Source organism: Streptomyces sp. NPDC093600, from assembly GCF_044764755.1.
In the GTDB taxonomy this organism is placed as follows: domain Bacteria; phylum Actinomycetota; class Actinomycetes; order Streptomycetales; family Streptomycetaceae; genus Streptomyces.
Genome location: NZ_JBIWIU010000005.1, coordinates 388,625 through 402,654, shown reverse-complemented (window position 1 = coordinate 402,654; position 14,030 = coordinate 388,625). Strand labels below are relative to the sequence as shown.

The 14,030-nt window shown below is 71.5% G+C and carries 9 protein-coding genes; 3 read left to right on the top strand and 6 right to left on the bottom strand.

Translation table 11 applies throughout. The annotated features are described in order from the left end of the window. Positions 1–14: 14 nt before the first annotated feature. Entirely contained in the window at positions 15–1,082 is a 1,068-nt protein-coding gene (locus ACIRB4_RS16585) for a trypsin-like serine peptidase (RefSeq protein WP_403291811.1), read from the top strand. Here the strand turns inward: ACIRB4_RS16585 and ACIRB4_RS16580 are convergent. The 3 genes from ACIRB4_RS16580 to ACIRB4_RS16570 all read right to left on the bottom strand — a co-directional run bounded on the left by ACIRB4_RS16580 (position 1,069) and on the right by ACIRB4_RS16570 (position 6,424). Continuing rightward, the gene (locus ACIRB4_RS16580; protein WP_403291875.1) at positions 1,069–3,108 is read right to left on the bottom strand and encodes a SpoIIE family protein phosphatase; all 2,040 of its coding nucleotides are present in this window, start codon (positions 3,106–3,108) and stop codon (positions 1,069–1,071) included. The genes ACIRB4_RS16585 and ACIRB4_RS16580 overlap by 14 nt on opposite strands. 290 nt (positions 3,109–3,398) lie before the next feature. After that, positions 3,399–4,967 (bottom strand): adenosine deaminase, encoded by a 1,569-nt coding sequence (locus ACIRB4_RS16575; protein ID WP_403291873.1) that lies wholly within the window; start codon positions 4,965–4,967, stop codon positions 3,399–3,401. 209 nt (positions 4,968–5,176) lie between these two features. After that, positions 5,177–6,424 (bottom strand): MFS transporter, encoded by a 1,248-nt coding sequence (locus ACIRB4_RS16570; protein WP_403291809.1) that lies wholly within the window; start codon positions 6,422–6,424, stop codon positions 5,177–5,179. A gap of 223 nt (positions 6,425–6,647) precedes the next feature. On the opposite strand from ACIRB4_RS16570, the gene ACIRB4_RS16565 reads away from it, so the two are divergent. Next, positions 6,648–7,727 carry a BTAD domain-containing putative transcriptional regulator gene (locus tag ACIRB4_RS16565; protein WP_403291807.1) on the top strand — a complete coding sequence of 360 codons (1,080 nt, stop codon included), beginning with the start codon at positions 6,648–6,650 and terminating at the stop codon, positions 7,725–7,727. A gap of 80 nt (positions 7,728–7,807) precedes the next feature. On the opposite strand, the gene ACIRB4_RS16560 is transcribed toward ACIRB4_RS16565, so the two are convergent. After that, positions 7,808–8,473, bottom strand: a complete 666-nt coding sequence (locus ACIRB4_RS16560; protein ID WP_403291806.1) for a cutinase family protein — start codon at positions 8,471–8,473, stop codon at positions 7,808–7,810. 183 nt (positions 8,474–8,656) lie between these two features. On the opposite strand from ACIRB4_RS16560, the gene ACIRB4_RS16555 reads away from it, so the two are divergent. Next, positions 8,657–10,318 carry a peptidase M23 gene (locus ACIRB4_RS16555; RefSeq protein ID WP_403291804.1) on the top strand — a complete coding sequence of 554 codons (1,662 nt, stop codon included), beginning with the start codon at positions 8,657–8,659 and terminating at the stop codon, positions 10,316–10,318. Positions 10,319–10,418: 100 nt separating this feature from the next. Here the strand turns inward: ACIRB4_RS16555 and ACIRB4_RS16550 are convergent, their stop codons facing one another. Both ACIRB4_RS16550 and ACIRB4_RS16545 read right to left on the bottom strand, forming a co-directional pair. Beyond that, positions 10,419–11,453 (bottom strand): alpha/beta hydrolase, encoded by a 1,035-nt coding sequence (locus tag ACIRB4_RS16550; protein ID WP_403291872.1) that lies wholly within the window; start codon positions 11,451–11,453, stop codon positions 10,419–10,421. A gap of 76 nt (positions 11,454–11,529) precedes the next feature. Continuing rightward, complete coding sequence (locus ACIRB4_RS16545) at positions 11,530–13,998, bottom strand: penicillin acylase family protein (RefSeq protein ID WP_403291802.1); 2,469 nt, start codon at positions 13,996–13,998, stop codon at positions 11,530–11,532. Positions 13,999–14,030 lie beyond the last annotated feature (32 nt).

Here is a 14,030-nt window from a genome sequence, read left to right as displayed (position 1 = left end):
GGAGGTGTCGGGAGATGGGACACGGATCACCGGTCGCGACCGATCCCGAGCGGATCTTCGACGATCTGAGGAGCGTGGCGGCGCGGGTGCGCGACAGCCTGGAGGCGGAGATCTCCGAGTCGGTGGAGGACCGTCCGGCGGACGACGCCCCGGCCGGACAGATCTCCCGCTTCGCGCAGGAGGAGCGGGCCCGGGTCCTGGAAGCGGGCGTCAGCGGTCTGGAGAAACTGGCCGGCGGCCGCGCGGACGAGATCGACGAGGACGAGTACTTCGGCGTGGAGGCGATCGTCCTCCTGGAGGGCCGGCCCGCGATCCTCGTCCAGGGCCAGGACTTCGCCTCCCAGCCCGGCGACTGGTCCGTGCTCGACGCCGGCCGGGCGGCGATCCGTGAGTCGATCGCCCGGGTCGGCCGGGTGGAGGTCGCCGGTCATCCGAACCTGGACTGGGTCGGTACGGCGTTCCTCGTCGGCCCGGAGACGGTGATGACCAACCGGCACGTGGCAGTGGAGTTCAGCCGGACCGACGGCGCCGGCTGGGCCTTCCAGCAGGGCATGTCGGCCCGCGTCGACCCGGGCGAGGAGCTCGTCGCGGATCCGTCCGCCGCACCGGCCGACGGACCCCTCCCGTACGAGATCGCCGAGGTGATCGGGATCCACCCGGACGTGGATCTGGCCCTGCTGCGCGTCGCCCCGCCGGACGGCGCGGCGCTGCCCACGCCCCTGGCGGTGGCCGCCGACGCGCCCGCGAGCGTGCCGGGCCGGCCGGTGTACGTGATCGGCTACCCGGCATGGGACGGGCGCCGCAACGAACCCGAGTCGATGCGCCGGATCTTCATGGACGTGTACAACGTGAAGCGGCTCCAGCCGGGCACGGCCACGGAGTTCGCCCCGGGCGGCCTCGTGATGAAGCACGACTGCTCCACCCTCGGCGGCAACAGCGGCTCCCCGGTCCTCGACCTCGCGGATCACCGGGTCCTCGCCCTCCACTTCGGCGGCCGCTACCGCCTCGGCAATGTCTCGGTACCGCTGTGGGAGCTGGTCGACGATCCCCTGCTGGCCCGGACGGAGATCAACTGGGTCTGATCCCGGAGGCACCCGCGTCCTCCCGGGCCGGGGCCGTGGCCTCGGCGATGAGCAGGGCGATGTCGTCGTGGCTCTCGGGGTCGGGCAGGGTCGCGAGGAGGTGGTCGCAGGTCGCTTCGAGCGGCATCGGGGGGCCGGTGAGCTGCTGCAGGAGGGCGTCCATACGGACGTCGAGGGAGTGGCGGCGGGTCTCCAGGAGGCCGTCGGTGTAGAGGAAGAGGCGGCTGCCGGGCGGGAGGTCGAAGGAGGTGGTGGTGAAGGGCACGTCCTCGGCCGCCCCCAGGGGCGCGCCGGTCGGCAGGTCGAGGAGAGCGGGGTCCTTCCCCGGCAGCAGCAGTGCCGGAGGCGGGTGGCCGGCCAGGGCGATGTGGCAGGTCGCGGCGTGGGGGTCGCACAGCGCGTAGACGCAGGTGGCGATGGTCTCCTCGAGTTCGCGGGTGAGCAGGTCGAGGTGGTGGAGGATCTCGGCGGGGTGGACGCCGAGCCGGGCGAGGGTCCGGGTGGCGGTGCGCAGCTGCCCCATGGTGGCGGCGGCCTTGATGCCGGAGCCCATGACGTCCCCCACGACCAGGGCGGTGGTGCCGTCGGTGAGCGGGATGATGTCGAACCAGTCCCCGCCGGCGTGGCCCGCCGCTCCGGCCGGCTGGTAGCGGCAGGCCACCGTAAGGCCCGGCGCGTGCGGCGGAGTGCGCGGCAGCAGATGGCGCTGGAGGGTGGTGGCGGCCTGGAGCTGGGTCTGGTACCAGCGGGCGTTGTCGATGCACACGGCGGCGCGGGCGGCGAGCTCCTCGGCCAGCAGGATGTCGTCCTCGGTGAAGGGCAGGGGGTTGCGGGCGCGTTTGAGGTCGAGCGCGCCGAGGACCTCGCCCCGGGCGGTCAGGGGCACGGCGAGGTACGAGTGGACGCCCGCACCGGCCAGGACGGTGGCCGCGTGCTCGTCGCGGGCGATGTGCGGCAGGTCCTCCGTGCGGACGTGGGCGAGGTGGACCGTCCGGCCGGTGGCGACGCAGCGGGTGACCAGGCGGTCGGCCTCGTACCGGGTGATCTCGCCCACCGGGTCGGCGACGTCGGCGGCGCTGGTGGGGTACGCCGTCTTGACGGCCAGGGCCCGGAAGAGGGCGGGCGCCTTGGGGGCGCGTGAGGTGCTCCGCGCCTGGATGACGGTGTCCAGGACGTCGACGGCGGCGATGTCGGCGAGGTCGGGGACCACGGAGTCGGCGAGCTCGCGTGCGGTCTGCTCCAGGTCGAGGGTGGTGCCGATACGGGTGGAGGCGTCGGCGATCAGTGCCAGGCGGTGGCGGGCCTGGGCGCTCCGCAGGTCCGCCCGGTACTGGTCGGTCACATCGATCAGGGTCACGGCGACGCCGATCACCCGTCCGATGGAGTCCTCGAGGCGGAAGTACGACACCCGCCACGCGCGGGCGTCCTCCCCGGCGGTCGCGGTCCGCTCGACGGCGGCGAGGTTCAGCAGCGGCGCTCCGTCGGCGAGGACCTGGCGCATCGCCGCTTCGACGTCCTCGCCGTCCTCGAACGGCAGGGCCTCGGCGGCGGGTCGGCCCAGGCAGCTCTGGGCGGGCCGGCCGGTGATCCGCTCCAGTGCCTGGTTGGTCAGGACGAGGTTCAGGTCGGGGTCCGCCACCGCGACGCCGGTCGGGGACTGGGCGACGAGCTGCGCCGAGAGCGCGAGATTGCGCTCGATCCCGCGGACGACGGTGTCGTCGGCGGCGATCCCCAGGGCGTACCGTGCGCCGTCCTGGTCCAGCAGCCGCATGTTGCGGAACTCGATGAGACGGGTGGAGCCGTCCTTGTGACGGATCGGGAAGACTCCGGCCCAGCTTCCTCCTCCGGCCATGACCTGGGCGAAGAGGTCCAGGACGACACCGGCGTGCTCCTCGGCGACGAGCAGCCTGGCGGCGGGCCGGCCGAGCGCCTCCTCCGCGCTCCAGCCGAAGAGCTCCTGCGCCTGGGGGCTCCAGAGCCTGATCCGCCCGTCGGCGTCGAGGACCACCGCCGCCACGCCCAGCATGTCCAGCAGGCCCCCCGGCTCGGACGGGGTGGCGGCGCCCAGGGCGTCAGCCGCGTCCACGTCAGGTCTCCCTCCGTCCACCGGCCGCCGGAGGCCCTCCTCCGGAGGAGTACCCGGCCCGGCCCGGCCGCCATGGGGCCGGCTCCGGGCCCGACAGCTTCTATCGTCCCCCGGGTCGGCCGCCCGGGCAGCTCGGACGGGCCCACTGGGCGCACCGGCGGGTACCACCGGCGCGGTCAGCTCCTGGTCAGCTCGTCGTCAGGGCGTGGTCGGTTCCTTGGGGGCGGGGGTCAGCGGCCGGTGCCGAAGGTCCGCTCGAAGTGGTGGAAGGCGGTCTCCTGGCGCCACTGGGTCTCGGCCTTGGGGCTGGTGGCCAGCAGACGGCGGCAGTCGGGACTGCCCACGGCCGTGCCGGGGCGCTCGCCGCGGCAGACGCCGCCGAGGCGGTAGCCGTCGCGGGTGGGGTTGCCCTGCCACAGGCTCGCTCCGGGCAGGAAGGCGTACTCCAGCGAGGCCCGGGCCAGGTCCTTCAGCTCCCGGTACGACAGACCGTAGGTCTCGGCGGCGTACTGGTACTCGTGGCTGATGTCGGTCCGGCTGACCCCCGGGTCGTCGGTGGCCAGGACGACGGGCACGCCGTAGGCGCGGTAGGTGGCGAACGGGTGGTCCGCGCCGCGTACGCCGAGGATCTGGGCGTTGCTGGTGAAGGGGACCTCGACGGCGATCTCCCGGACGGCCATGGTGCGGGCCGTACGCCGCCAGTCGTCCTCGTGGACGAGGTCGACGCCATGACCGATTCGCTCCGCGCGGGCGACGTGGACGGCCTCCGCGATGTGGAACGCCAGGTCCTGGGGCTTGACCAGTCCGGGCCACAGCTCTCCCGCGTGCAGCGTCACATGGGCCCGGGGGTAGGCCCCGCGCAGGTGCGCCAGCATGCGCATCTGGAGGCTGTAGTGGCGCAGCGCGCTCTCCCCGTCCTCGGGCTGGACGAGGTTGACCGCGACGAACCGGGGGTCGCGTTCGGCCAGCCGCATGCCGAGGGCCATCTGGGTGTAGACCCGCTCGCGCGAGCTGCCGCGCGACACCTGGGAGATCCAGCGGACGGGGAGGCGACAGGCGGGTTCGGGGCGGCTGGTGCCGCAGCGAGCGGCGGTACGGAACTGGGCGTCGGCCTCGTCCGCCTCCGCGCGCGCCTCGGCCACGAGCCGCTCCAGCTTGCCGCCGGCGACGAGCTTCGCGTGCAGGGCGGCGAGGTCGTCGTCCCAGCCGACCTGGTCGGCGAGCTTCTTCGCGCCGTCGGAGGCCGGGGTGACCATGGTCTCCAGATAGAACTGGTTCTGTGCCGCCACGCTCTCGGCGACCTCGGCGAGCAGGGTGCCGCGGTGGCGGTAGGTGACCTCCCCGAACTTGCCGAAGGTGGCGAAGAAGTGGTCGTGCCCGTCGCCTCCGGGCGGGAAGTCCTGCATGGACCAGGCGCGCACGATCGCGTCATGGAAGGCGCGGTCGGTGCGGGCGTCGGCGGCGGGCCGCGTCCCCGCACCGCAGGGCGCGGCGACGGCGGTCATCGAGGCGGTCTCGACGCACAGCCCGTCCCTGGCGGCGAGTTCGATCAGGAACTCGGTGGACACCGCGCCCGAGAGGTGGTTGTGCAGATCCCCGCCCTTGGGCAGGTGGCGGAAGAAGGCGCGCAGCCGCCGCGGGTCGTCGCGGACGGCGTCCAGGTAGGCGGCCGTCCCGGTCTCCAGGACGTCCACCGGCCCCGAAGGCGGTCCCGCCCGGCCGGGTTCCGGCGCGGAGGGAACGGCTCGGGCGGGCAGGGCGGACAGCGACGCCAGCAGCGTCAGGGCGCCGAGCCCCACGACGGCCGCGGTGCGCGGTCGGCGCGGGGAGCGGTGGGGGGTGGCGGGTGCTGGGGTGGAATCGGGAGTGATCACGTCGGCATGATCGTCGGCGGAGGGCCCGTCGACGTGCCGCCGGGCGGCGTGTGGAGAGCGACCACCCCTGTGGGTGAGTCGGCCGCGTCTCGGCTCACCGGTGTCCGGTCTCTTCCGGCGACGCCGGCTCGGGCTCACCGGTGTCCGGTCTCTTCCAGCGGCGACGCCGGCCCGGTGAGGCGTGCGGCGATGCGTGCCCCGGCCGCGAGGGCCATGAGCGCCGCGGTGCCACCGCCGAGGAGCATGACCGCCGACGGAGAGGTGCGGTCCAGGACGACTCCCCCTGCGAGTGCGCCGAGAGAGATCGTCGCCTGGAAGGAGGCGGTGAACAGCACGGATGCCGCTTCCGGGGCGTGCGGCGCCGCCTTGGAGAACCAGGTCTGCGACGCGATGGGTACGGCGCCGTACGCGATGCCCCACACGATCAGCAGGATCAGCACGCCGCTCTGCGAGCGGCCCCCTACGGGCAGCAGAAGGGTCGCGGCGGCGATCAGACCGCCCGCGAGCCCGAAGACGGTCCGCGGGCGCCGGCCCACCCAGGCGCCGCCCAGGAAGTTGCCGAGGACGCCGGCGGCGCCGTAGACCAGCAGGAAGGTGGTGATCAGAGCGCCGCTGATGTGGGTGACCTGTTCCAGGAACGGTGTCACATAGGTGTAGGTGCCGAAGTGGGCAAGCACGACGAGGAAGGTCAGCAGGAACGCGAAGCGGGTGCCGGTGTTCCGGAGCAGCCCGCCGAGCACCCTCAGCCGGGTCACCCGGACCGGAGGAAGCGGCGGCACGCACAGCAGCAGCATGACCAGCACGCCGGCCGTCAGAACGCCCATGACGGTGAAGGCCGTTCGCCATCCGGCGAGATCCCCGATGAGGGTGCCCATCGGCACCCCGAGGACGGAACCCAGGGGGACGGCGGAGAAGATCACAGCCGTTGCCCTGCCGACCGAAGCCGGCGGCACCAGCCGTTCCGCCAAGCCCGCCCCGATCGACCAGAAGCCGCCGATCGTGATCCCGACCATGATCCGGGAGATCAGTACGAGCCAGTAGACGGGCGCGACGGCGGCGAGGAAGTTCGCCACCGCCAGCAGGAGCACGAACACGCACAGCATCAGTCGGCGGTCGAACCGCGCCGTGACCACGGTGACGGCCGGGGCGGCGATCGCCGCCAGGAAGCCCGGCATGGTCATCATCAGCCCGGCCGTTCCGTCCGAGACGCCAAAACTCGACCCGATCGAGGTCAGCAGACCGATCGGCAGGATCTCGGTGGTGACGATGGCGAAGATCCCCAGCATCACCGAGACCACGGCCGACCACCCCATCAACGGGGAGCGGGTACGGGAGACCTGGCCGTCGGCGGAGGCGGTGGTGGTCGTGGTCGTGGTCGGCATGGCGTTCCGTCCTGGGTAAGGCAGCGCGTTTCGCGATCAGTCCAGCAGGGGGCGCCAGGAGCGGGCTGGCAGATCCGCGACATCACCCTGGCCCGCCACGGGTGATGTCGCGTTCCCGCGCGTGTGTCACTCCGGATCGTTCCGGATGCCCTGCCCGACGGTCCCCCCACTAGCTTGTCGACGGCGCTCGCCAGACGGAGCGTCCGGAGCCCCGGGAGCAGCGATGCCGACGACCGTCATCACCGACCGCCCTACCGCCACCGTGCTCAGGCGCCAGGAGCGCCAGGTGCTCTCCGCGGTCGGCTGCGGCCTGCGGGACGACGAGATCGCCGCCGCACTCGGCCTCCCGGAGGACGCCGTGGCCGAGCACCTCGCGCGGATCATGGGGAAGCTCGGCCTGCGCGACCGGGCCGCCGCGATCGTCCACGCCTTCGACTGCGGTCTGGCCGTCCCCGGACGCGGCCCCCGCACCCGGCCGGTGAGACCACGGACCATCGCCGCGCGAGCGGCGGGACCGACGGTACGGATCTCCCTCCTCGGGCCGCTGCGGGCATGGCGGGACGGGCGGCCCCTGAACCTGGGGCATCTGCGCCAGCAGGCCGTCCTGGCGGCCCTGGCGCTGGGCGCGGGACGCTCCCTCAGCCAGCAGGAACTGCTCGATGACGTATGGGGGATGGAGCCGCCGGTCGCGAACGTGGTGCCGGTGTACATCTACCGGCTGCGCAAGGCCCTGCGCGTCGGGGACGGTCCGGACGCGGTCATCGAGCGCGGACTCCGTGGCTACCGGCTGGCCTCCGGTGCGGTCGACGTGGACGTGGCACGCGTGGAGCGGCTGGTCACCGCCATCGGGAAGGCCGATCGAGCGGGCGAACCACGTGAGGCGGTCCGCCTCTGCGCCCAGGCGCTGGAGCTGTTCCGCGGGGAGCCCCTGGCCGGTCTGCCGGGGCCGCTCGCCGAGCTGGAGCGGCTGCGGCTCGGCGAGCGCCGGATCGCCATCGTGCAGCGGAAGCTGGAGTGGCAGCTGCGCCTGGGCCAGGACGCGGAGGTGATCGCCGAGTTGTTCGCCCTGGCGGCGGCGCACCCCCTCAACGAGCCGGTGGCCGCGATGCTGATGCGGGCGCTGTACCGGAACGGGCGCCAGGCGGACGCCTTGACGATGTTCGAGCGCGCCCGCCGCCGTCTGGCCGAAGACCTCGGGGTTCCTCCGAGCCGGATGCTGCGGCGGGCGCACCAGATGATTCTGCGCGGCGACGAGGCCGGTCTCGGCCTCAGCCCCCTGACCGGGTCGGCGCCCGGCCGGTGATCACGGCCGGCCGGTGACCGATCGGCCCGTGATCAGGACCAGTCGGTGACCGACCGGCCCGTCATCACGGCCCGCCGCTGTCACCAGGACGCGGGGTGCCACGCGCCGTTGTACCACTGCTCGTTGGCGCTGTCGTTGTGGTGGTCCATGTTGAAGTCGTGGGGGTAGTTCCTGATGTGGTTCCCCGGGTACGTCCAGATGCCGGCGGACTCGTCGCAGACGTAGTCCCAGTGGCAGATCGTCTTGACCGGTACGTCACCGAAGAACTTGTCGGCACCGGCGAGCGGTGCTCCGACGATGCCGCCGAACGGTACGGACCCTCCGTTGGCGCCCGGGCCGCCCTGGCGCTTGGGGTCGGCGATGAGGATGGCGTTGACGTTGTCGAAGGTCTGCCAGTTCTCGGTGACCCAGATGTGCACGACCGCGGCGCCCAGGGAGTACCCGCCCATCTTGACGTGCTGGTTCGGACACGCGGCTCGCTGGTCGCGCACGAGGCGGTTCAGCTCGTTGACGCCCGCCCGGGCGCTCGCGCCGTTGGGAATCTGGGTGGGGTACCCGACGTGCTGCTGGATGTTGCCGGTGAAGCCGTCGTTGTTCCAGGAGCTTCCCGTGCCGCCGACGACGATCGTGTAGGTGCCCTCGCACGAGGCCGTCGCCGCCGCCTGCGCCGTGGACGCCTGTGCCACCGAAAGCCCCGCCGTCAGCAGAAGCCCGGCCAACGCGGCCGTCATCTTCTTCGCTCGCATTTCGATCCTCCCCATGTGGTCTGTCTACGCGTCAGGAGCTTGGCAGCGGCCGATGACCTCCCGATGAAACGCGGCCCGGTGAAACGCGGCCCTGAAACGCGCGGGGCCGATTCCATCGGCATTTCATGGGTGCCCCCTACCGTCGGCCGGCAACGACCGGAGTTCACCACGGAGAGGCACACCATGGCAGGAAGCGGCTTGTACCGCGTATTCACCAGACTGGCCTTACTGGCCGGCATCTGGGCGTTGGTCGTCGGGTTGACCGCCTCGGTCGCCGTCGCCCGGCCCGAGCCCGTTCCGGACCCGGGCGGCGACCGTTCCGACGTCTCCCGGTATTTCGCCGGCCCCGAGGGCATGGCCATTCCGACCGAGCCGTGTGATCCGGCCGGTCCGTCGGCCACCGACGGCATCATGGCCGACCAGCTCAACCCGCAGCTCGGCGCGAAGATGGCCGGCTATCTCAACGCGTACAAGATGTCCTGCGCGCGGATGGTCACGCAGGCGGTGAAGGACCGGGGGCTCAACCCGAGGGCCGCGGCGATCGCGATCGCGACGATCATCGTGGAGACCAGCATGAACAACTACTCCCAGGCCGTCGACCACACCAGCATCGGGCTGTTCCAGCAGCAGGACTGGTGGGGCAGCCGGGAGCAGCGTCTGGACCCGGTCTACGCCACCAACGCCTTCCTCAACGCGATGGAGGACGAGTTTCCGGGCGGCGGGTGGAACGACGCGCCGATCGGCGAGGTGTGCTGGCGTGTGCAGCGACCGCGGGAGGATTTGCGTCATCTGTACGGGATCGAGGCGGGCGACGCCACGCTGATCGCCAACGCGCTGTGGTCCGCCACGAGCGGCGGCCCCAAGCACCCGTACGCCTCCGGCCGGGTCGTGTCCGGGCGGTCCGCTGACGGGCGTCTCGAGGCTTTCGCCGCCGGTGCCGACGGTGTGTACCACGCCTGGCAGACCGCGGTGAACGGCGCTTGGTCGACGTGGCGGTTCGCGGGTGGTCCGCGCAACGCCCAGCTGGCGGTGGCGGCCAACGCGGACGGCCGCCTGGAGCTGTTCGCGCTGTCGGACAGTACGTTCGATCACATGTGGCAGACCGGGCCCAGCGCCGGGTGGTCCGCCTGGGAGAAGTTCGGCACCGGCGGGCACCGACTGGCGGCGGGCAACAACGCCGACGGGCGGATCGAGGTGTTCGCCTCCAACGCCGACGGCGTCTTCCACCGCTGGCAGACAGCGCCCAGCGGCGGGTGGGCCCCGTGGGCAGGCACCCAGGGCGGCCCGGCCAACGCACGACTCGCCATGGAGACCGCGCCCGATGGGCGACTCGAGGTCTTCGCGCTGTCCGACTCGACGTTCGAGCACCTGTACCAGACCGGCGTGAACGGAGGCTGGTCCGCCTGGGAGAACTTCGGCACCGGGGGACGCGCCGTCACCGCCAGCTACAACCAGGACGGCAGGCTGGAGGTGTTCGCGTCCAACGCCGAGGGGGTGTTCCACCGCTGGCAGACCGGCCCGGCCTCGTGGTCGGAGTGGACCGGCGCCGGCGGGATACCCGACGCAGAGCTGACCACCTCGCGGTCGGTCGACGGGCGGGTTGAGGTGTTCGCCATCAACTCGACCACCGCGAGTCACGCCTGGCAGACCGGCCCGAACGCCGCGTTCTCGCAGTGGGAGACCTTCGGCACCGGCGGCACGTCGATCGGTGCGAGCACCAACGCCGACGGCCGCATCGAGGTGTTCGGCACCAGCCACGCCGGCGTCTATCACCGGTGGCAGACCGGCTTCACCACCTGGTCGGAATGGGCCTGGCTGAACGATTCCGGCCCCGCGGTCACGTAGGGCCCGTCCGGCGGATCAGAGCCGGATCGCGCGCCCGCCGTCGTCCCGTCCGCCGCTGACGCGGTCCACGGGGCGACGGCGGGCGCTCGGCGCGTCGGGATCAGGAGGCGAAGGACCTCTCCAGCCTGGGGATCAGGTCGCGGAGGTCCTGTTCCCAGCAGCCGGCGTTGTGGCCGCCGTCGCACTGGGTGCCCCAGCCGGAGCCGTCGCCGTAGTTGACGTAGTAGTAGGGCATGCCCAGGGCGTCCATCTCGGCCTTGACGTTCTTGGCCGCGCCCGAGACCCAGAACTCCATGTTCACCGGCGAGCCGCCGCCGTCGCCCGTGTAGATGGAGACGCCGATTCCGTCGAGCCGGTCCATGTGCTGGGACGGGTCGACCTCGTTCCACCGCCGGTCGACGTTGAACACGGGGTAGGGCGAGCCGAACAGGGCGTCGCTGTCCACACCGGGCTTGTACGGGGATTCGTTCGGGTCGCAGTACCCCGACGCCGAGGCGCACATCGCACCCAACGCGTCGGTGACGGAGGCGACGACGGCCATCCGCAGGTCCATGGAGCGGGCCGACAGGTCGATGTCACCCGACAGGGACGCGGTCTGGCTGAAGAGGTCGGGGCGCGCCTGGGCGTAGTGGAAGGCGCCGAAGCCGCCCATGGAGACGCCGGCGACGGCCCTGGCCTTCTTGGTGGCGATGGTCCGCAGGTTCGCGTCGATGAACGGGATCACCTGCTTGAGGTGGAAGTTCTCCCAGTTCTGGGCACCCAGCACCGTCTTCTGGTTGAGCCAGTTGGCGTACCAGCTCCGGGCGCCGCCGTCGGGGATGACGGTGATCATCTCGTTCGACATGGACAGCGCCGGATAGTTCTGCTGGATCGGGTCGTCGGGCGACCCGTGCAGGAAGTACAGCACGGGATAGCGCCGGTCCGGGTCGTCGTAGTAGCCGCTCGGGAGAATGATCTTGATGTGCTGTTCGCCCGAAACCTCGGGTGTGGTCACGGTGAGGTAGAAGTTGGTGGCGCTTCCTGTCGCCGGGCCGGCCTGGGTCAGGCCGAAGCCGTTCGCCATCGGCGGCGGGGTGGTGCCGCCGGCGGCCTGTACCGAACCCGTCGGCGCGACCACGGCCACGGCGGCGAGCATCCACGCCACCGCGAGTCGCCGCCAATTCGCTTTCGCTGTCACTGCTTTCCTCCTGGGGACGTCGTTCGAGGCGTGCTCAGTTCAGAACCTTGATCCGCAATTCCGGTGAAGCCGCGATCTGGTCCTCGGTGAACCGTTCGGTCACCCACTTCCCGGCCGAGAAGAGCTTGGTCTGGTCGGCGTAGTGCGGCGAACTCGGATCGGCCGACTGGGAGTAGGCCATGACGGAGAACGCCTGCGGCGGGCCGTCTGCGGTGAACCGCACCTGCTGGATGAAGCTGGACCCGTAGACGATGTCCAGTTCTCCGTCGACCTGGCCGGGAGTGATCACGTTCAGCACACCCAGTTGGCCGAGCGAGCCGTGGATCGGTATCCGCTCACCGCCGCGGGTGACCTTCTGGACGTCCGAGAGGGGGGCGTTCAGCGGAATGCCCGCCTTGCGCAGCGCGAGCACGGCGCGGCCGAAGGCGTCGCGGACGGCGGAGTTCCCGGTGTCCAGCGAATTGGGCGTGTGCACCGGGTTCTTGGGGTCGAAGGGGACCCGCCACGGCAGCTTCTCGATCCCCTGCCCGTTGAGCAGGAAGGACCAGTAGTTCGCGAAGAGCAGGGAGCCCCGGCTGTCGGACGTGTAGTCGTGGCTCTTCCAGGCGGCGAGGACCGGGCATGCCTCGCTCACGTTGACCAGCGTGCCGTCCACCAGGATGAGTCCGAAGGCCACGTTCTGGCACATCGTCACCGTGGCGTTCAGGGCGAGGTCGGCCGCCCTGCTGTTGTCGGCGAACAGCAACTGCCCCATGGTCTCCGGTGTGAAGCCACGGCCCGGCAGACCGTCGGTGCCGTTGATCCGGTTCCGCGCGGTCAGGATGAGTTCCTGGGTACGCAGCGACCGGGGTGCCGCGGTGTCGCCCATCACCCGGGGGAAGGTCAGCGGCTGCTCGGGGTTGGCCAGCCAGGCGCTGTCGTTGGCGTTGCCCACGAAGTCGGACCGGATCAGGCGCGGCATCTTGTGCGGGTCGAGGAGCCCCGGCGCGACCGCGTTAGGGTCGTCGGGCCAGTCGCACGCGCTGCGCTTGCCGTCGAGGATGGAGACCGGCGGCGTGTTCGGCAGCCGTAGCGACTGGTTGAACAGCACCTTGCCGGTCTCGGTGAGGCACGACCGCGCGTGTTCGTCGGTGATGTTCGGGACCGCCTGGATGTCCGCGTACAGCGCGTCGCCCTTGCGGTCGGAGGCGACCGTGTTGAAGAAGGGGACGCCCTGGGTGGCCTCCAGGATGTCCACCACGTCGTGGACGTCCTTGGCCCGGTCGAGGCGGAACCAGGTGTTCAGCGCGCGCAGATTGTGCATGTTCACGTCGCGTACCGCGTGGGCGCTGACCACCCAGGGCAGGGGGACGCCCTGCATCGAGGTGGTGACCGGGCCGTAACGGGTGGACCACAGCGTCCGGGTGACCTTGCCGAGGGAGCCGTCCGGTTTCAGCACCTCGACCTCGACCCGCTGCGAGGTCATCCGCTCCCAGGCGCCGTCCACCAGGTACATGGTCGGGTTCAGCGGATCGACCTGTACGTCGAAGAGCCCGAACGGGGCCACGGTGGCGACCGTGTGGCTCCAGGCGACGTTGTCGTTGTAGCCGATGTTCACGGCGGGGAATCCCAGCAGGCTCGCCCCCGAGACGTTGACCTCGCCCGGGATCGTCAGCTGGCTCTGCCACATCCGGTTCTTGCCCTGCCAGGGGAAGTGCGGGTTGGCCAGCATCATGCTGGTACCGCCGGAGACGCCCTGCGAGCCGACCGCCAACGCGTTGCTGCCCATGCTCTGCTGACGGCTCACCGCCATCGCGTCGCGGATCTTCGCCGCGGTCTTCTCGGGTGAGGACGCCGGCCGCTCGGCGGGGGCGGCGGCCGAGGCACCGGGGGGTGCGGCGTTCACCTGGCCGTCCAGGAGCGCGTCGGCGCTGCCCATGATGATCTCGGCGTGCGCGTGCCGGTAGACGTCCAGCTCCGTGATCGGCCGGACCCAGGCGGCGCCGCGGCAGGCCGGATCGGAGATGTTGTTCACGCCCGTCTCGGCGAGGTACCGGTTGTATCCCTGGACGTAGCCGCGGATGGCCTCCTCGACCTTCGGCTCCGGACCTTCGGGGGCGGGCATGGCGAGGAGCCGCTCCACCACCTTGTTGTCCTTGATGCGCTGGAAGTACAGGTCGCTGTTGAGGTTCGTGGTGGTGTTCTGGTTCTGGCCGGGGCTCGCCCTGCCCTCGGGTCCCAGGTGGCGGGAGCGCTGGGCGTCGACCATCAGATAGGTGTCGGCCAGGGTGCAGATGTTGTCCTTGGCCGCCGCGTATCCGTAGCCCGTCCCCAGCCCCTCCCAGTCCGAGGCGATGATGTGCGGGATGCCGTACTCGGTGTAGCGGATCGTCGGCTTCTCCGGCCCCGGCCCGGCGGCGGCCGCCCCCGTGGCCGTCGAACCGGTGGCCGCCGACGTACTCATCACGGCCACCGCCGCCAGGACCGCCATCGGCAGCCGCGCTCGGTATCTCCTCCGTGCCATCGCCGTCCTTCCCTTGTCGCTCGGGCCGTCGT